Consider the following 19,493-nt stretch of genomic DNA (forward strand, 5'->3'; position numbering starts at 1 on the left):
CTTAAATCCCGGGAATGTGCTGGCGCTTGTGTTGCGTGCGCAAATAATGCTTTTCGAGGATCTCGCGGGCTTTAGGATCGATTTCCTTGCCTTCCAAGTAAGAGCTGTTATCTTCATACGTTACGCCAAGCTCTTCCTCGTCCGTCTGCCCCTGCCATAATCCGGCGGTTGGAGCTTTCTCGATGACGCTAGCGGGGACTCCGAGACGCTTCGCCAACTGGCGGACCTGGCGTTTGTTCAACGAACTGAGCGGAGTGATATCGACTGCGCCGTCTCCCCATTTCGTGAAGAAACCGGTCAAGGCTTCCGAAGCGTGATCGGTCCCAACGACGAGCAGGTTAAGATCGAACGCCAACGCGTACTGTACGACCATCCGGGTCCGCGCCTTCACGTTACCTTTGCCGCCGCGGCTTACATGACGGTGAATATCCAGAGCTTTGAAAGCATATTCGGTTTCCAGGGCGATCTCGTCCACGGCTTCCGCGATGTTCGTCTCCGCTTTATGTTTAAGCTTAAACGCCTCCGCGACTTCGTAGCTATGATGAATATCCTCTTGCTCTCCATATGGCTGGAATACTCCTAGCGTCATGTATTCCTTGCCCGTCTCTTGGGAGAGCTCGTCCGTCGCGCGTTTGCAGAGTCCGACGGCTACGGCGCTATCTACCCCGCCGCTGATCGCGATAAGCAAGCCTGTCGCGCCAGCGCTCTTGACATAGTCTTTGAGAAAGTTGACCCGCAACTCGATTTCCCGATCCACGTCGATCGTCGGTTTTACGCCTAGCTTCGCAATGATTTCCTGTTGAATCGTCATTTCTACGTTCCTCCCTGGGAAACAAAAATATCCCGGTGGCTCGGCCAAAATGGCGTAGCCTCCGGGATGTGGTAATTTACCTGCAGTAACGGTCGAAGGCAGCCGTCAGATCGGCAGAGATATCATCCGCGCTGCGATTCTCGATTTGGTGTCTCTCGATGAAATGAACGAGCTCTCCATCCTTCATAAGAGCGATAGACGGGGAAGATGGCGGATAAGGCAAGAAAAATTCGCGAGCTTTCGCCGTTGCTTCCTTGTCTTGACCCGCGAACACGGTAAATAAGTGGTCTGGAAGCACGTCGTGATGCAAAGCATCCGCAACGCCTGGACGGGCTTGACCTGCAGCGCAACCGCAGACCGAGTTAATGACTACTAAAGCGGTGCCTGAAACGGTAGGAAGCGTAGCTTCTACTTCTTCGGGAGTTCTTAATTCTTGTATACCGAGCCGAGTTAAATCGTCGCGCATCGGTTGGACCATATCCAGCATATATCTTTCGAAAGACATCGACATGGGAGGCGCCTCGCTTTCCGGATCTTATGATTTGGCGGCTTGTTATTCCGCTATGCTTCATTATAACGCGCCGCCATAAGCTCCGTCAAAACAAGACGTACTATAGAGGAGGATATCCGCCCATACCACCCGTCCATGCCGCATGTCTCACGGCTCGTCCAGCACTTCCGGTACCGGATAATACTCATCGTCATCCGGATGGATCGAGTCTGAAGCTGTTTGGTGAGTCGGATGCATGAACGGTGCGGAGGACGGAACGATCCCCCGCTCGAATATATCCCTGTTCTCTTCCGTACGGAACCCGATGTCCTTATAAGGGTGTACCCACTGTTCTCCGGACATAAGAGATGGCTCGGTTTCTTCGCTCCACTGCTCGAGCGGAGAATTCTCGGACACGTAATCGTGATCGCCGATCACGACTCCGTGGGCATTCACGAACGGCTCCCTCGGCCCCCGGTTGTCGAGGAATTCCGGCCGAAATTCGATTTCGAACGGATCTAATTCCGAATCGTCATGCCCCTTCGCGGGTTCTACTCCCGTGTAGGACCGATCTGACTTATCAGCGCAAATAACGCTTAGGTCGACGGACGATTGGGTCCGTCTAATTTTTTGTCGAATCCCGGGGATAACGGCGAACGGTCTTTCTTCTCGCGTTTGGCGGCATTCCGCTCCGTACTGGACGGCCCTTGAGTTTTGGTCATGGAAGCATCCTCCTTGTCTGGATGTGTCCCCCATAGTGTAACCGAATTATAGTTCGTTATCCTCTCTGGCCGCGTTCGTTGCATAGCCTTTTTTTTCACCAGCAATGCCGTCCTGGCTTGCAGAAGGACACGACGAACGTCGTTCCTTCCCCGACCGTGGACTCCACGTGGATTTTACCGTTGTGGCGCTCCACGATGCTTAAGCATAAAGCCAATCCGAGACCCGTTCCATTCATCTTGGTCGTATAGAACGGTTCGAATAATCTCTCCAGCTTCTCCTGAGATATGCCGACGCCGTTATCGATTACGCGGAGTTGAACGGTATCTTTGAAATTCAGCGTTTCGATTCTCAAGACGCCTTTATCGTTCATAGCTTCCATTCCGTTGCGGGACAAATTGAGTATAAGCTGCTTCATTTCCTTACTATTCACTTGAAGTACGTCCATGTCTTCGCATAAACGCAGGTCGACGATTTGTCCCCTCATATTGGCATCCGCCCAAATCAACGGAACCAAATCGTTCAATAATACATTTAGATTGGCGGGCTCCTTCTCTATGATGCGATTCTGTGCCAACGACAGAAAATCGTTAATGATAGCATTGGCGCGATCGAGTTCATCCAGAACTATGCGAAAATAGGATTGCTGATCCGCCTGGCTTCGTTCATTAAGCAATTGTATGAAACCCCTGATTACGGCCATCGGGTTGCGTATTTCGTGCGTTATGCTTGCGGCCATCTGACCGACGAGGCTTAGCCGTTCCATGCGGTCGACTTCGTCCTTGAGCCTCTGGAGCTCCGTAACGTCATGTCCGATGAACAATACGCCATCCGTCCCTTGCGAAGGGATATCGCTAATCGGGCAATATACCGTATAGAACGTCCGTCCGTTCAGCCGGAGAATTTCGGTTAGTTTGTCTTCCCCTCGCAGGACGCGTTCTACCTGATCCGTCTCGGATTGCGAATCTATTATTCTGAGGAATTGCGAGAAAGGCTGACCGAGTATCCTCCCGCGCCCGACCGAACCTATTAATTTAAGAGCCATATCGTTCACATGGGTAATAATCCCCTTATTGTCGCAAAACACGACCATCAGCGGAGTATTATCGATAAATTGCTGCAGCCTTCTCATTTCCTTGCGATATTTGTTAGATACGTCGCGAAGCTGAACTTGCAATTGAATCCGCTCGAAGCCAAGCTCAGTAAAATGGATGCAAATTAAAGTTATCGTTAGGAACAGCACCCCGAAAACGCAAGCGATTCCAATATGTAAGGGGAGATTAGCCAATTTGAAGTCGGTAAAGCTAGTGAAATAAGAAGCGTTCTGAAACAGAATCAACATCACGCAAGCGATCGTCGCGACCTTAAGCCTCACCCGCCGGGAATGGAGGTGAATTAAGGATATCCGGGAAAAAAGAATAGGAACATATACGACAAGGAACGCGGCGAATAACATGTATTCCCATCGGTGGGCCATCTCCCCCAGCCTCGTAATGACGTAGACGACCAGGAGAAGCGCCGCCATGGGAATTCCGCCGTATATCGTGCCGACAACAAACGGAATATGACGAAAATCGAGATAGATGCCATGATCGGTTACCATCGCAAAACGCATATTCAACATCATGGCGACTCCGCAAGCGAGGCCTAGAAAAACGTGAGTATAGCGGGTACGTTCCGGCTTCGAATACCAAACCATAAACGTAAACACAGGTAGAAAAGCAATTAGGACTTGTAGCAGCGAATCTTTCCACATCCTGCGAATCCCCCCGCGTCGACCGATCGGCGTTAACCACATTGTCCTATATAATTAATTTGATTAAAACACATCTCACCAGTGGTTACAATAATAGGCATTTAATATTTAATTGATATTGTCATAATTTGTAGATATAACAGAATAATATAGTTTCAATTAACAACGCCGGTTAACCGAATCTCATTTGGCGATTGCGAGCCCCCATGTTAGAATCTTATTTAACTAAACGATCGGGAGTTATGTGATGAAATACGATGTCATCGTAATAGGCGGGGGCTCCGCCGGTTTAATGGCCAGCATTGCCGCAAGCAAGCAAGGCGCTAAAGTCGTTCTGGTGGACAAAGGCGAGAAGTTAGGTAGGAAGCTCGGCATATCCGGCGGGGGCAGATGTAACGTAACGAACAACAAAGAAACCGAAGATCTTATTAAACACATTCCGGGTAATGGACGTTTTCTATATAGCTCGTTCGCTAATTTCGATAATAGAGATATCGTCGCTTTTTTCGAGAACCTTGGCATTCGTCTGAAAGAAGAAGATAACGGACGAATGTTTCCCGTGACGGACAAAGCCAAAACCGTCGTGGACACGCTGGTCGGCCAAATTCGGAAGCAAGGCGTGGAGATCAAGCTTAACGCACCGGTGGATACGATTTTATTCGACGGGGAAAGCGTTGCGGGAGTACGTCTCAAATCGGGGGAGAGACTCGATGGACAAGCCGTCATCGTAGCCTCGGGAGGCAAATCCGTGCCTCAGACCGGCTCGACGGGCGATGGATACGCATGGGCGGAAAAAGCGGGACATTCGATAACGGAGCTGTTCCCGACGGAAGTACCTCTAACTTCGAACGAGCCCTTCATTACTAGCAAAGAGCTTCAAGGTCTTTCGTTGCGCGACGTCTCCCTTTCCGTATGGAGCCCGAAAGGAAAGAAAATCATCGAGCATCAAGGGGATATGATCTTCACCCATTTCGGCGTGTCCGGTCCGATCGCTTTGCGTTGCAGTCAATTCGTAGTGAAGGCGCTTAAGCAATTCCAAGTCGGCAACGTCGAGGTATCCGTGGATCTAATGCCCGAGAGAAGCCTTGACGAAACGTATGCCGACACGCTGAGACTCGCGGAGCTTGAGCCTAAGAAATCGATCAAGAACGTGCTTAAATCCGCGTTGCCCGAGAAAATGATACCGCTACTGCTGGCGAAAACGGGGTTAACCGACACGTTGACCTTCGATAACGTTCCAAGACAAGAATGGATGCTGTTAGCCAAGCTGATTAAACGATTTCCGATCAGGGTTTACGGAACTTTGTCCATCGAGGATGCTTTCGTGACCGGCGGCGGCATAAATCTGAAGGAAGTCGATCCCCGAACGATGGAGTCGAAGCTGGTGAGGGGCTTGTATTTCTGCGGGGAAATTCTAGACATTCATGGTTACACCGGCGGATATAACATAACGGCCGCTTTCTCCACGGGTTATTCGGCTGGCCTTGATGCCGCTTCTCGAATATAAGCCTTAATAACCTGAATTCTCCTCTCCCACGGAAAATTTCAGGTCGCGCTGAAGTGGTCGTAAGAGCCGTCGTCCGGAGAGAAAGTTTCCTCTTGATCCTCGTGCTCGGAATTCGACGCTTGATAGGCTTCCGACCAATCCTCGTTCACCGTATGCGCCGGAATCGTAATCTCGTCCATTCCGTATGCAACGTCCGTAACCGATATGACCTCTGCCGGAGCATGCTCCAGTAGTTGGCCCGCGTAACATTGCACGATCTCCAGCGCAGAGGTCAAATCTTCGTCTTGCACGTGAATGTGAAGGCGTCCTCCTCCGTGCAATTGCGGTTCGTACCCCAAATCCATCAGCGTCTCGCCGGCCAATTTCGCCTGAGACTCATCCGAGAATTGAAACATCAGGGCGGCATGATTCATCGAATCGCTCCTCTCCAATCGCCAGGTGATCTGCATTCATCCCATTTAGGGTTCCCAGCTTCCTCGCTCAGATACATCGGTTTGATTTGACCGCAAGAAAAAACCTCCTCCCGGTTACCGGCCGGGAATTGCGGAGGTTTTCTGGGGAAAGGGAGGCACCCTTTATCCTGTTTTTATTTTATCCCATAATCCTAGTTTCGGAAAGCGTACAAAGAATGGTTCAGACCCGCGGTTTGCGAGTAGGCTTGTTGGTATATCCGGAAAAGTTGCTCGTATTGACCGCTGACCGCTTCGTTAGGATGATAGACCCGATCGTGCTTCACGAATACCTTTCCGCATGCTTCCAATGTAGGGAACCATCCGCTGCCGACGGCGGCTAACATGGCAGCTCCGAGGCCCGGTCCCTGTTCGTTCGTAAGCGCTACGACGTTTGCCCGGAAAATATCCGCCTGCATCTGCAGCCACAGCGGATTCTTGGCACCGCCCCCGATAGATATGATCGTGTCGATCGTCTTGCCCGCGTTGCGGAAAATATCGATGGACTCGTTCAGGGAGAAAGTGATGCCTTCCATAACCGCCCGGGCAAAATGAGCCCGAGTATGGCTGCCGTCTATTCCGATGAAGCTGCCGCGGATTTTCGCGTCCGCATGGGGAGTCCGTTCCCCAACGATGTACGGCGTGAACAACAGCCCGTTAGATCCCGCGGGAATGTCGCCGACGCCGTCCAGCACAGCATCGAACGTTTCGCCTTTCGCGAACGCATTGCGGAACCAACTGAGGGAATAGCCCGCCGCCAGAGTGACTCCCATCGCGTAAAACGCGTTTTCTTGGCCGTGGTTGAAGAAGTGAACTTTCCCCGCGTAATCCGCGGAGGCATCCTCTTCGTAAGTAAGAATGACGCCCGAAGTTCCGATGCTGCATAAGGTTAATCCCGGAGTTAATATGCCTGCTCCAATTGCTCCGCATGCATTGTCCGCGCCTCCCGCGAATATTCGCGTCGACGTCGATAAGCCGGTCGCTTGAGAGACTTCGGGCGTAAGCGTACCTACGTATGCTCCCGCTTCCACTAACGGAGGACAGTAAGATTGCGGAATCTCGAACGCGGCTATAACTTCTTGGCTCCAGCTTCTGCCTGCTATATCCAACATCAACGTCCCTGCTGCATCGGACAGATCCATGTGCTTAGTTCCCGTCAGGCGAAGACGCACGTAGTCTTTCGGCAACAGAAAATGAGTTGCCTGAGCGAAAATATCCGGCTCGTTCTGCTTAACCCATAGAATCTTCGGCAAGGTAAAGCCTTCAAGTGCGGGGTTACGGGTAACAGAGAGAAGCTTGTCTCCCAAAGTATGCGAGATTTCCCGGCACTGCTCCGTCGTGCGCGTATCGTTCCACAATATCGCTCTTCGCACGGGTCGATCGGCATCGTTCAGGAGAACGAGTCCGTGCATTTGCCCGGAGAAGCTCAGCCCTTCGATATCTTCGCCTGTTATGCCGTTAAGATCGATAAGCTCTTTTAGCGCGCCTATCGTTCCCGTTACCCAATCCTCCGGATCCTGCTCGCTCCAGCCGGCCTTCTCGTGATATAACGGATATTCGCGCGTAGCCTCGGCTTTCAACGTACCGTCTTGAGCGATCAGAAGAGTCTTGACCGCGCTCGTGCCCAAATCAACGCCGATGACGTATTTCATCGCAAACTTCCTCCTCGGTATATGAAAATCCGTCCCGCCGGTTCCTTCCGGGGGACGGAATGGCTGTGCCGATCGGCTGCCTTGTTCGAAATTTTAGCTTATACGCTGAAGATGACGTCATTCAACGTCGCTTTGATTTGCTCCAAACGCGCCGACTCGTTGCGAATCGGTTTAGCTTGCAGTACGTAAGCTTCCAAAGATTTCAACGTCGCTTTACCGGATACGATCTCCGCGCCGATGCCCTCGTTGAAGCTGCGGTAACGGTTGCTTACGATATCGTCGAGCACGCGGTCTTCGATCAGCTTCGCCGCCGCTTTCAATCCGCGAGCGTACGTGTCCATACCTGCGATATGGGCGAAGAAGAGATCCTCGTCCTCGAACGACGAGCGGCGTACTTTCGCGTCGAAATTCACTCCGCCGCGGCCGATTCCGCCTTCGTTCTTGAGAATCTCGAACATGGCCAGCGTCGTGGACACGAGGTCGGTCGGGAACTCGTCCGTATCCCATCCGAGAAGCATGTCGCCTTGGTTCGCGTCGATAGAGCCCAACATGCCGTTAATGCGCGCAACGCGCAGTTCATGCTCGAACGTATGGCCCGCCAGCGTCGCATGGTTGGCTTCGATATTAAGCTTGAAATGGTCTTTCAAGCCGTAAGTTTGCAGGAACGAAATCGCCGTAGCGGAATCGAAATCGTATTGATGCTTGGAAGGCTCCATCGGCTTAGGCTCGATTAGGAATTGGGCATCGAAGCCGATTTCCTTCGCGTAATCGACCGCCATGTGAAGGAAACGGCCCAGGTTGTCCAACTCTAGCTTCAGATCCGTGTTCAATAGGGATTCATAGCCTTCGCGGCCGCCCCAGAATACATAATTCTCGGCGCCGAGCTCTTTGCCGACCTCGAGACCTTTCTTCAACGTAGCCGCGGCATACGCGAACACTTCCGCGTTGCTGGTCGTGCTTGCTCCGTGAACGTAACGAGGATTAGTGAACAGGTTCACCGTGTTCCACAGCAGCTTCTTGCCCGTAGACTTCTGATAGTCCTTAAGCATGGCAACAATAACATCAAGGTTCTTGTTCGTTTCGGTAAGAGTTGCGCCTTCCGGAGCGATATCCGCATCGTGGAACGCGTAGAACGGTACGTTCAGTTTCTCGAGCAGCTCGAAGTTCGCTTCTACGCGAGCTTTCGCTTTATCGAGCGGGGACAAGGAGTCCCAAGCGCGCACGGCAGTGCCCGCTCCGAACGGATCGGCGCCGTTTGCGTTGAATGTATGCCAGTAAGCCACCGCGAAACGCAGGTGCTCTTCCATCGTCTTGCCGAATACGATTTCTTGCGGATTATAATGTTTGAATGCGAACGGGTTTTTCGATGAACGGCCTTCATACTGAATCTTAGGTACATTAGTGAAATTGCTCATTGATTGTTGCCTCCCTGTAAGCGATATCATTTTCTTGACTGAGATCAGCATATCATGCCCGGACTTAGTTTGTCTATCCAATAAACTAAGTTTATAAAACCTTAATGTGGTATGATTATCGTAACTTTAACAATAAGGAGTCGCTTTACCGATATGACGACACCTACGGGCGATCAAGCATTAATCAAGAGAATCAATACGGCCATCGTATTGGAGTATATTTTGCGGGGAGCTCCTCTGTCGCGCGCGCAAATCTCCGAGCAATCCGGACTGAATAAAGCAACGGTATCGAGTCTCGTGCAGGATTTGATCGACGGTTCGCTCGTACGGGAAACGGGAACCGGTCAATCCAGCGGGGGACGAAAGCCCGTCATGCTTGAATTTATCGCAACGTCGGGCTATGCCGTCGGCATAGATCTCGGCGTTAATTATATACGGGGGGTATTGGCTGACTTAAGGGGCAATATCATCGCGGAGCGCACCTCCTCCCTCCGTCATCCCGACCCGGGGGCAGCTGCGGAACAACTGTGCGAATGCATTGATTCGCTGATGGCCGAAGCTCCCGCCAGCCCTTACGGCATCGTCGGCATCGGAGTCGGAGTGCCGGGTCTCGTAGACGACCTTGGCTCCATCTTGTTCGCTCCGAATCTGAAGTGGCGCGACGTTCCACTCCAACAGATTTTGACGGAGCGTTTTTCCCTGCCGGTTACGATCGACAACGAAGCGAATATGGGCGCGCTCGGCGAGCAAAAGTACGGAGCCGGCCGAAGCATCAGCAACTTGATCTACGTCAGCGTAGGAATCGGGATCGGTACGGGTTTGATCCTTCATAAGTCGCTCTATAAAGGAGCCTCTGGTTTCTCTGGAGAAATGGGGCATCTGTCCGTCGAAGCGCACGGCCGAAGCTGCGCGTGCGGCAATCGCGGCTGTTGGGAGCTGTACGCTTCCGAGCAGGCTTTGTTGGAGCAGTCCGCGGAGCTCGGATTCGAAGACTTGGAAAGTCTGCTTGTGGCTGCGGGGGAAGGTCGGCAAGACGTGCTGGAGCTATTCTCCGGGATCGGCGAATACCTCGGAATCGGAATTGCCAATATCGTAAACGTCTTTAACCCCGACGCCGTCATTATCGGCAATCGTATGAGCCAGGCTCGTCCTTGGCTAGAAGGCGTGCTTCGCCAGACCGTAACCCAACGGGCGCTCGGTTTCCACCTCCGCAAGGTTCAGCTCCTATTCGCCGAGCTCGGCGAGCGCTCTTCCATGATGGGCGCCGCCGAGATGGCGATCGCCGGCTTCTTCTCGAGGGTGAAGGCTACGTAGGGCGTGCGGGCGGCTTCCGCGCAGAGATCCTTTCGGCGGAATAACCGTTCCTCGCGCGGCTATTTGGTCGGTTCGAGGCTCTTTCGGCGGATTAGCCGTTTCTCGCGCGGCTATTTGGTCGGTACGAGCCTCTTTCGGCGGAATAACCGTTCCTCGCGCGGCTATTTAGTCGGTTCGAGGCTCTTTCGGCGGATTAGCCGTTTCTCGCGCGGCTATTTGGTCGGTACGAGCCTCTTTCGGCGGAATAACCGTTCCTCGCGCGGCTATTTAGTCGGTTCGAGGCTCTTTCGGCGGATTAGCCGTTTCTCGCGCGGCTATTTGGTCGGTACGAGCCTCTTTCGGCGGAATAACCGTTCCTCGCGCGGCTATTTAGTCGGTTGGAGGCTCTTTCGGCGGAATAGCCGTTTCAGGCACGGCTATTTAGTCGGTTCGAGGCTCTTTCGGCGGATTAGCCGTTTCAGGCACGGCTATTTAGTCGGTTCGAGGCTCTTTCGGCGGATTAGCCGTTTCAGGCACGGCTATTTAGTCGGTTCGAGGCTCTTTCGGCGGAATAGACGTTTCCGACGCGGTTAATTGGTTAGTTGTTAATGGTATTAGAGATCCCTTCCCGCGATCGGTGCAACATCCTTTATCTCGTTTGTATTTTATGGTATAAATTCATATATGGTTATATACGGATTTAATGATTCCATATCATAAAATGTTTAAGGAAAAGAGGTCGGGAAGATGAACGATAAGCTGGCGGAAATGGCGGAGTTGTTGAAGTTGCTAGGCGATAAGACCAGATTGGCGATACTGGGGTTGCTGCAGGAACGGGATTTGTGCGTCGGAGATATCGTGGAGTTGCTTGGCACGAGCCAGCCTAACGCCAGCCAGCATCTTCGCCGGTTGAAGAGCGCGGGTCTGGTAAGAGAGGACAAACGCGGACAATGGGTGTTCTATTCCTTGAATTTGGACGACTTTCCCGATCTCCGCATCTTCTTATCCCAGTTGCCCGGCCGCAAGGAACGCCTTCTTTCTCTTTCCGGACTTCCGGGACGGAATTAATTTACCGCCGCAGATTACTTCGCCGGAATAGCCTAAATGCTACATTGATCATCACAGAAGCTAGTCTCTATTAGATAAACGCAATCATAGTCTAACCATACTAGAGCATTCATGTCACCTTGGCATAGATTGCTCTTTTCTTTTGGAACCCCCCCCTTAACCTCGCGCCTCACTTCCCCACGTCAATCGTACCGCACGGCTCGCTCTACCTTTTCGCCGCATCCTCCTTCTGACCGTGCTCCCTGATTTCTGGTATCATATAGAGATCGATGCTACAGCAAGTAAATTCATTCACATAAAGGCAGGATCAAGGCCATGAGCTTCCAACTGACCAAACGGGTGATCAAGCTGCTCTGCGGCCCTTTTGCTTATGAACGAGGAGAAACCTATTACAGGGCCGGCAATGTTACGATCACGGATTACGATCAAGAGTCGTCCGTGTACCGCGCCACCGTCAAAGGAAACGTTAGCTATCGCGTCTTGATCGAAATCGATGTCAACGGAGACGTAGATGCCAAGTGCGTCTGCCCCGCGTCCGAATCGTCGCCGAAATATTGCAAGCACATCGCGGCTGCCTTGCTGAATATACACGATGTCCAGAACTCCGGCAAAACGCCGGTTCGCGCCTATCCCTCCCTGCTGGACGGGAATTCAGGCTTGTTAACCCCGCGTTCGTACGCAACTTTGCCCATTAGAGCCTCGACGGGGATATCGTCTCCAAGCGACGAAGGAATCACCAACGAAATGCTCGAATTATTCGTTGCCAAGCCCTCCCGGCCCGGCAGCGGACGAAGGCAATTATTCGATAACAGGGAGACTCTTGACGTGGAGCTCACGATCAGTCCTTTCCCTTATGGCTATCGGAAGTATATGTTCGGCGTCGAGCTTAAGGTCGGTTCCAAACGTTTGTACATCGTGCAGAAAATCAGGGAGTTTCTCGATCGCGTGAACCGCGGGGAAAGCTATGTTTTTTCCAAGCATTTTACTTACGACCCTAGACTTCACAGCTTCAGCCAGGACAACGACGCCGTCATTCGGCAACTCGTCGAGATCTATCGAAACGAGAAGCTGTATCGCGAAACGTCGAGCATTTACTCCGCTCACGCCAATCACCTGAGCGGGGATAGAATGCTGCTCGTACCACCCGCCTCCTGGAACGCCATCTATCCGTTGCTTGCCGATGCTCCGAATATTCAGCTTGATCATGATGGACAAAACTACGTGGGCATTCGCATCTCCGACGAATCGATCCCGTTAACGTTCGACTTCGATCGAGTTCTTCCGGAAGAAGGACAAGGCTATCGACTAGCCGTTCAAGGGTTAGATCGGATAACCGTCATGGAGCCGTACGGAATCATCCTTGCCGGAGGTAAGCTGCTCAAGCGGAAGACGGATCAGTGCAAACGCCTTTCCGATCTCAAACAAATGTTCGAAGCTTCGAACCGCAACCAGGTCATCATAGCCCCGACGCAAATGGAACCGTTCATGGAACAGGTTATTCCGGGTCTCATGAAGTTAGGCAGCGTCCATATCGCCGAAGCCGTATCTCAACGAATCGAACGCCATCCGCTGAAAGCGAAGCTTTACTTGGACAGATTGAGGGATAGGTTGCTTGCGGGACTGGAGTTCCAATACGGCGATATCATTTTCAACCCTCTGGAAGGAACCAACAAGAGTCGCGGATCGGATCGCATACTCATGCGGGACGTAGATCAGGAAGCGCGAATACTCGAGTTGATGGAGCAAAGCGATTTCGCGAAAACCGAGAGCGGATACTTCATGGACGATGAAGAGGAACAATATGATTTTCTGTACCACATCATTCCGCAGCTCGAGAAGCTGCTTCAGGTTTACGCCACTACCGCGGTAAAATCGAGATTGTTTGTTCCGAACGCTCCTCCGAAAGTACAAATCGACGTGGACGAACGTACCGATTGGTTAGAAATCAAATTCGAATTCGAGGGTATACCCGAGAACGCCATTCGCCATATCTTAAAGTCGCTGGACGAGAAACGCAGATACTACAAGCTGCCCAACGGAGCCTTGTTGCCTCTGGAGAACACCGATTACGAAGAGATCAATCGCCTTATGAATGAAATCGGCGTTCCCAAAGACGCGTTAACGGGGAGCGAATTCCGAGTCCCCATCGTTCGAGGGCTCCACGTCATGGATGCCGACAGGCACGGACAAGCGGTCAAGTTCGGCAAGTCTTTTCGCAAGCTGCTAGACAATATGAGGAACCCCGATAATCTGGACTTCTCCGTGCCGGACAGCCTCTCTTCCGTGCTGAGAGATTATCAGAAGTTCGGGTATCAGTGGCTTAAGACGCTTGCCCACTATCGTTTCGGAGGCATTCTTGCGGACGATATGGGATTGGGGAAAACGCTGCAAAGCATCGCCTACCTAGTCTCCGTGTTGCCGGAAATCAGAGCTCAAAAGGTGCCGGCCATCATCGTATGTCCCGCTTCCCTAATGTACAATTGGCGTAACGAATTGAAGAAATTCGCTCCCGAAGTCCGAGCGGTCATCGCAGACGGGAGCAAAAGCGAGCGAGAGCTCATCCTTAGCCGGCTTTCCGAAACGGATGTGCTCATAACGTCTTATCCGTTATTGCGCAGGGACGTCGAATCGTACGCGAATCCGTCGTTCCATACGCTTTTCCTGGATGAAGCGCAGGCATTCAAGAATCATGCTACCCAGACGGCTCACGCGGTCAAGAGCATACAAGCCCGTTACCGCTTCGCCCTTACCGGGACGCCGATCGAGAATGCCATCGAGGAACTGTGGTCGATCTACGATGCCGTCTTCCCGGAGCTGTTCCAGGACAGAAGATCGTTTAACGAATTGACGAGAGAGACCGTGGCCAAGCGTATCCGTCCTTTTCTCTTGCGCAGGCTGAAAAAGGACGTGCTGAAGGAATTGCCCGACAAAATCGAGTCCCTTCAAGCCTCCGAGTTGCTGCCAGAGCAAAAGAAGCTCTACTTGGCCTATCTCGCTCAGCTGCAGAAGGAAACCTTGAAGCATTTGAACGAGGACGGCTTCAATAAGCACCGGATTAAAATACTGGCGGGTTTGACCAGGCTGCGGCAGCTCTGCTGCCATCCCGCGCTGTTCGTGGAAGGTTACGAAGGAAGCTCCGCCAAATTCGAGCAGCTGTTGGAAATTATCGAGGAATGCCGCAGCGCCGGCAAACGGTTGCTCGTCTTCTCGCAGTTCACGGAGATGCTAGGCATCATAGGGCGCGAACTGGGTTATCAAGGTATTCCGTTTTTCTACTTGGACGGCAGTACGCCGTCATCCGAACGCGTCGAACTCTGCGACAAGTTCAACGATGGAGAGCGCGACTTGTTCCTGATCTCGCTCAAAGCCGGGGGTACCGGACTTAATCTAACCGGCGCCGATACCGTCATTTTGTACGATCTTTGGTGGAACCCGGCCGTCGAGCAGCAAGCGGCCGACCGCGCCCATCGCATGGGCCAGAAGAACGTCGTGCAGGTGCTGCGGCTCATCACCCAAGGCACCGTGGAAGACAAGATGTACGCGCTCCAGCAGAGGAAAAAGAATCTGATCGACGAGGTCATCCAGCCCGGACAAGAAGCTCTCTCTACGATGACGGAACAGGAAGTCAGGGAAATTCTGATGCTTGGTTAAAGGCATGAGGCATAGACACCATCAATTCGCAAACAGCGCCAGTAATCATTCTGGCGTTTTTGTGCAGCTTGTTCAATATCTAGTAGTGGGCATTCGTGCGGAGTTGCGGAGTTAATTGTCCAAACCTGCGAATTCTACCCGCTGACGACGTTTCCCACCGAGTTAACCTTCCAAACCGTCTAATTCCCGCCGCCGACGACGTTTCCCACCGAGTTAACCTTCCAAACCGTCTAATTCCCGCCGCCGACGACGTTTCCCACCGAGTTAACCTTCCAAACCGTCTAATTCTCGCTGCCGACGACGTTTCACACCGAATTAACCTTCCAAACCGTCTAATTCCCGCTGCCGACGACGTTTCCCACCGAGTTAACCTTCCAAACCGTCTAATTCTCGCTGCCGACGACGTTTCCCACCGAGTTAACCTTCCAAACCGTCTAATTCCCGCTTTCGGCCAGTGCCTGGAGGCTGTTTTGTAGAGAGATGCTCGAATTTTTCGGGTAACTGGGGAGCCTGGAGGTCGTTTTGGAGGGCGATGCTCGAATTTTTCGAGTAAGTGGGGTGCTCACGTGCCAAGTTACCGTCCATACCAGGTAAGTCCCCCCACAGCTGGCCATCCGTGCGAGTTACTCGTGAAACCCCGTCCAAACCGAGTAATTCCCTTCGGCGTCGGCAATCTCCCCCGTTATACTTGCGGTCATCTCCAGTCAAATAAATATACTAACATTGAAATCGCAGTTACTTCGAACTATATTATTACATATAGAAATTAAAAGTAACAAATTACTTTCCAATAGTAATTAATATGCATCTTTAAGGAGATTTCGACTATGCCCCCCATCGACGATATCGATCGCCGGATCATTAAAGCATTGAACGCCAACGGACGAATATCCTATACCGATCTGGCCAAAGACATCGGTCTCTCCCGAGTCGCGATCCAAGCTCGAATCAACGCGCTTACCGAGGAGGGCGTCATCGAGCGATTCACGGCGGTCATCAATCCGGCGAAGATCGGCATCACAGTATCCGCCTTTTTCAACGTTGAAGTCGAACCGAAGTCGCTGAAGGACGTCGCGGACACTCTTGCCGACGAACCGGCCGTCACGAGCCTCTACCATATGACAGGCCCGAGCAAGCTGCATATGCATGGTTTATTTACGGACAATAAAGAGATGGAGACTTTCTTGAACGACAAGCTCTACAAGCTAACCGGCGTCGTAAGCGTCGATTGTCAGGTTCTGATTACCCGGTATAAGAGCCGAATGGGAATGAGGTTGTAGAAGATGGCCGATAAAACGAAAACGATCGATAAACCGTACTCCGAGCTTGCGTGGGCAATGGGAAAAACGGGTATCCTCGGCTACGGAGGCGGCCCTTCCGTCATCCCGCTCATTCGATACGAAGCCGTCACCAAGTATCGATGGATGGACGACGACGAGTTCGGCGAAATTCTCGCCATAGCCAACGCGCTCCCCGGTCCGATCGCGACCAAGATGGCCGCTTATTTGGGTTACAGGCGCAAAGGAATTCTTGGCTCCATCGTCGCGTTACTAACGCATATCCTGCCATCCGCCGTCGCCATGATTTGCTTGCTCTCCTTCGTCGAATACTTAAGCAATTCCGCAGTCGTGCAAGGGATGATCGTCGCGGTCATGCCCGTTATCTCCGTTATGCTCGGCGTCATGGCCTACGAATTCGCCAAAAGAGCTTACAAAGGACTCGGCAAGATCATGGTCGTCGTCTTTTGCGCCGTCTCTTTCGTTCTCCTGCAGCTCGTCCCCGTTCATCCGGCGATCGTCATCGTTCTGTTCCTGGCTTACGGTGCCGTACACTTTCGGGTCATCGGCCGCTTCAAGCCGAAGGTCAAGAAAGTCGAAGGTGATGCCTAATGAAAGACTTGATCGATTTGTTTCTCGGGTTCTTCCTGTCGAACGCTCTTGGCTACGGTGGCGGTCCCGCTTCCATCCCTCTCTTGTACCAAGAAATCGTGACTCATTACCGGTGGACCTCCGACCATGAATTCTCCAATATTCTGGCGCTCGGCAACACGTTACCCGGCCCGATCACCACCAAGATCGCAGCCTTCGTAGGTTACGATGTCGCGGGCATTGCCGGCATTGCGATCGCATTAATCGCTACCGTCGTTCCGTCGGCCGTCGCGCTCATCGTATTGCTTAAGATCATGCAACGATTCCGGCAGTCCTCGGTCGTCAAGGGCATGACCCTTCTCGTGCAGCCGGTCATCGCGATCCTCATGCTGCTGCTAACATGGAAGATGGGCCAAACCTCCATCGATTCTCTTGGCATTTGGCAAGCGCTAATCATAGCAGCGGTCGCGTTATGGGCTATGGAGAAGAAGAAGATCCATCCCGCGTTCGTCATCCTCTGCGCGTTCATCTATGGAGGACTGGTCGTCCCTCATATTCCCGTATAAAGGAAAAGCCGAGAAGTTCCGGTCGCATACACCGGACATTCTCGGCTTTCTCTTATCTTTTCTCCATATGCTTCTTGAGCAAATCCCTGCCCCGCTTCAGGCGGGACTTCACCGTGTTCATCTTGACATGGTTCATCTCCACGATTTCCTCCATGGACATGTCCAGCATATAACGCTGGTAAACCATCAGCCTATAAGCTTTAGGAAGCTTCTCGATCGCCTCGATCATGCTTTCCGAAGCTTCCTTCATAATGAGCAGATCTTCGGGTCTCTGCGACTCGGTCGCTTGATCCTCCCAGCCTTCATGCTTCATCATCGGATGGGAGAGCGTAAGCTTCGTTTTTCTTTTGCGCAGAATATCTATGCAAATGTTCTTGGTCGTCGTAAAAATCAACGAGGAAACCGATCCCGCGGGATCCAGTCTCTCGAAGTTAACGTATAGCTTAAGAAACGTCTCCTGGACCGCCTCTTCGCTATCCATCTTGCTCCGCAGGATCTTCCAAGCGAAGCTGAATATTTTATCCTTGTAATGCTCGAACATTTGCTCATAGGAGACAATGGGGATGCCCCTGCCGACCGTGTTCTGCATATCCATAGGTTTGCACCTCTTCCCTGTGAACCTCAATATCCCTATTATAACAAAACAGAGCTTGTCTGTTTGCAATTCACAGAAAATTCGCAGAACCTACGCAATTAACGGGATCCGGGGATGAATTTCTTGATCCAACTGCCGAATCCGGCAGGATTGCGGGTCTGCACGAGCACGATTCCTTCGCCGCGGAATCGACATACCAAAGCTTCGCCGCTCGTAATGCTCGAGAACCAACCTTTGGAAGCTTTCTCGATCGTATAATGGACATAATCCGGCCATGCCACCAAATGTCCGTTATCGATAATTCTCTCTTCGCCGGGCTCGAGATTGATCGCGTGTATAGCGCCGTATGAGGAAAGGAAAACCGTGCCTGTCCCGCTTATCTCGATGATGAAGAAGCCTTCGCCGGATAGAAGACCGCGGCTTAGATTTTGCATTTTCGTGTTGACCTGGATTCCGCTGGTCGCTGCCAGGAAACCGTCCTTCTGCACGAACAAACGATAGGAACCGTCAAGCTCGACCGATTGGATGTCCCCTATCGAAGCCGGTGCCAGCAGCACCTCGCCGCCGCCCCTATTCGCGGATAATTCCTGGAAGAAGAACGTCTCGCCGCTTAGCATTCTTCCTAGTCCCGCCATAATACCGCCATCCATCGTTCCTTTGACGTCGACGTTCGGGGACATCGATACCATAGCGCCGGATTCGGCTTTAATGGTATCACCGGGATTCATGTGAACTTTTAACAAAGCAAATGCACCTTGGTACAGAACTTCGTGTTTCATCGTCGGTCCTCCATATCATTAGCATCATATATCTTTTATGTCATTTAATTCTTCCATGATTTCCATGACTGCTAGAATCTTCTGCGATCCGTTTTCCCGTCCCTTATCGGGTCGTCCGGGTCTAACAACCCGCTTACCCTGCCCGAGGCTTCCTTGTAGATTCGGGTAATCTCTTGTATTTTATCGAATTCTACGTTTCCGGGACCTAAATTTTCATAGAACATCTTCTGAAGCAAAGTATTGAAAACTTGGAGCCTTTGTTCGATTCCTTGCAGCTCCTGAGTCAATATCTCCTCGAAAGTATGGCTTCTGATCCATTCGTCCAGTGAATCCGTAGCTTGCGACTCTTCGTAATCGTCGAATCTTCCCCCGCCGATACGATCCTGATTCCGTTCCCGTTCCCGCTCCCGAGTCCCGGATACATCGACGGACGTTCTCAGTTGCCCGAGCATGATCCGTTCCTTCGCCAACATCACCTGGAAGGGCTTGTTCGCCAACAAATCCGCGATAACGAGCCTGCACATCTCCGGATTGCCCAACAAGCTTGCGTCGAAAGGGTGCAGAATCCATTGATTTTCCTTATGGAACAAATTAAATTCGAACCATTCTCCCCCGTAATTAAAACGAACGTTTATCGTCGAGGAATCCAAGATTTCAAAGGTAAATTCCAAAGCTTGCTTCTCCTCCCGAAGAGCGATGTCTACTATTAGTAAATATAGTACCAAATCGGGAGGGTTTTGAACATCTTGGGAGGATTTCCTTACTCCTCCGATAGCTGCATAATCGACTCCGCCTTCTCGCTGCTTGCCACGACGATCAGTACGAGGATGCCCAATCCTATGACCCAGCTCATAACCACGGTCAATCATCTCC

The 19,493-nt window shown here is 51.9% G+C and carries 18 protein-coding genes; 7 read left to right on the forward strand and 11 right to left on the reverse strand.

Features of this window, described 5'->3' with window-relative positions; genetic code table 11:
- Position 1: 1 nt before the first annotated feature.
- From nadE to DFP95_RS09745, 5 genes are all read right to left on the reverse strand, one after another.
- Positions 2–811 (reverse strand): ammonia-dependent NAD(+) synthetase, encoded by an 810-nt coding sequence (gene nadE, locus DFP95_RS09730; RefSeq protein ID WP_115992421.1) that lies wholly within the window; start codon positions 809–811, stop codon positions 2–4.
- Between the two features lie 76 nt (positions 812–887).
- Entirely contained in the window at positions 888–1,322 is a 435-nt protein-coding gene (locus DFP95_RS09735; protein WP_115992422.1) for a BrxA/BrxB family bacilliredoxin, read from the reverse strand.
- Between the two features lie 147 nt (positions 1,323–1,469).
- Positions 1,470–1,949: a DUF3905 domain-containing protein gene (locus DFP95_RS29295; RefSeq protein ID WP_342768202.1), complete on the reverse strand. Its 480-nt coding sequence runs from the start codon at positions 1,947–1,949 to the stop codon at positions 1,470–1,472.
- Complete coding sequence (locus DFP95_RS29300; RefSeq protein WP_245987542.1) at positions 1,898–2,023, reverse strand: spore protein; 126 nt, start codon at positions 2,021–2,023, stop codon at positions 1,898–1,900. Before DFP95_RS29300 ends, DFP95_RS29295 begins: the two co-directional genes overlap by 52 nt.
- A gap of 95 nt (positions 2,024–2,118) precedes the next feature.
- Positions 2,119–3,777 carry an ATP-binding protein gene (locus DFP95_RS09745; protein WP_115992424.1) on the reverse strand — a complete coding sequence of 553 codons (1,659 nt, stop codon included), beginning with the start codon at positions 3,775–3,777 and terminating at the stop codon, positions 2,119–2,121.
- 247 nt (positions 3,778–4,024) lie between these two features.
- On the opposite strand from DFP95_RS09745, the gene DFP95_RS09750 reads away from it, so the two are divergent.
- On the forward strand, positions 4,025–5,284 hold the full coding sequence (locus tag DFP95_RS09750; RefSeq protein WP_115992425.1) for a BaiN/RdsA family NAD(P)/FAD-dependent oxidoreductase: 1,260 nt from the start codon (positions 4,025–4,027) through the stop codon (positions 5,282–5,284).
- Between the two features lie 38 nt (positions 5,285–5,322).
- On the opposite strand, the gene DFP95_RS09755 is transcribed toward DFP95_RS09750, so the two are convergent.
- The 3 genes from DFP95_RS09755 to xylA form a co-directional block, all read right to left on the reverse strand.
- The gene (locus DFP95_RS09755; RefSeq protein ID WP_245987509.1) at positions 5,323–5,697 is read right to left on the reverse strand and encodes a hypothetical protein; all 375 of its coding nucleotides are present in this window, start codon (positions 5,695–5,697) and stop codon (positions 5,323–5,325) included.
- A gap of 191 nt (positions 5,698–5,888) precedes the next feature.
- Positions 5,889–7,385 (reverse strand): xylulokinase, encoded by a 1,497-nt coding sequence (xylB, locus tag DFP95_RS09760; protein WP_115992427.1) that lies wholly within the window; start codon positions 7,383–7,385, stop codon positions 5,889–5,891.
- Positions 7,386–7,483: 98 nt separating this feature from the next.
- The gene (xylA, locus tag DFP95_RS09765) at positions 7,484–8,800 is read right to left on the reverse strand and encodes a xylose isomerase (protein WP_115992428.1); all 1,317 of its coding nucleotides are present in this window, start codon (positions 8,798–8,800) and stop codon (positions 7,484–7,486) included.
- A gap of 153 nt (positions 8,801–8,953) precedes the next feature.
- On the opposite strand from xylA, the gene DFP95_RS09770 reads away from it, so the two are divergent.
- The 6 genes from DFP95_RS09770 (at position 8,954) to chrA (ending at position 17,246) form a co-directional block, all read left to right on the forward strand.
- Complete coding sequence (locus DFP95_RS09770) at positions 8,954–10,114, forward strand: ROK family transcriptional regulator (protein WP_115992429.1); 1,161 nt, start codon at positions 8,954–8,956, stop codon at positions 10,112–10,114.
- Positions 10,115–10,840: 726 nt separating this feature from the next.
- Positions 10,841–11,161 (forward strand): ArsR/SmtB family transcription factor, encoded by a 321-nt coding sequence (locus tag DFP95_RS09775; protein ID WP_115992430.1) that lies wholly within the window; start codon positions 10,841–10,843, stop codon positions 11,159–11,161.
- Between the two features lie 315 nt (positions 11,162–11,476).
- On the forward strand, positions 11,477–14,812 hold the full coding sequence (locus DFP95_RS09780) for a DEAD/DEAH box helicase (RefSeq protein WP_115992431.1): 3,336 nt from the start codon (positions 11,477–11,479) through the stop codon (positions 14,810–14,812).
- Between the two features lie 827 nt (positions 14,813–15,639).
- Positions 15,640–16,092, forward strand: a complete 453-nt coding sequence (gene chrS, locus DFP95_RS09785) for a chromate efflux transcriptional regulator ChrS (protein ID WP_115992432.1) — start codon at positions 15,640–15,642, stop codon at positions 16,090–16,092.
- Positions 16,093–16,095: 3 nt separating this feature from the next.
- Positions 16,096–16,701 (forward strand): chromate efflux transporter ChrB, encoded by a 606-nt coding sequence (gene chrB, locus DFP95_RS09790; RefSeq protein WP_115992433.1) that lies wholly within the window; start codon positions 16,096–16,098, stop codon positions 16,699–16,701.
- Entirely contained in the window at positions 16,701–17,246 is a 546-nt protein-coding gene (gene chrA, locus DFP95_RS09795) for a chromate efflux transporter ChrA (RefSeq protein ID WP_115992434.1), read from the forward strand. The genes chrB and chrA overlap by 1 nt, the downstream gene beginning before the upstream one ends.
- 52 nt (positions 17,247–17,298) lie before the next feature.
- Here chrA and DFP95_RS09800 read toward each other — a convergent pair whose 3' ends face one another.
- From DFP95_RS09800 to DFP95_RS09810, 3 genes are all read right to left on the reverse strand, one after another.
- Positions 17,299–17,841: an RNA polymerase sigma factor gene (locus DFP95_RS09800; protein WP_115992435.1), complete on the reverse strand. Its 543-nt coding sequence runs from the start codon at positions 17,839–17,841 to the stop codon at positions 17,299–17,301.
- A gap of 98 nt (positions 17,842–17,939) precedes the next feature.
- Complete coding sequence (locus DFP95_RS09805; RefSeq protein WP_115992436.1) at positions 17,940–18,620, reverse strand: TIGR00266 family protein; 681 nt, start codon at positions 18,618–18,620, stop codon at positions 17,940–17,942.
- Between the two features lie 71 nt (positions 18,621–18,691).
- Complete coding sequence (locus DFP95_RS09810) at positions 18,692–19,291, reverse strand: hypothetical protein (protein WP_115992437.1); 600 nt, start codon at positions 19,289–19,291, stop codon at positions 18,692–18,694.
- Positions 19,292–19,493: the final 202 nt, after the last annotated feature.

Origin of the sequence: Cohnella lupini, from assembly GCF_003386205.1 — a bacterium.
Taxonomy (GTDB): Bacteria; Bacillota; Bacilli; order Paenibacillales; family Paenibacillaceae; genus Cohnella; species Cohnella lupini.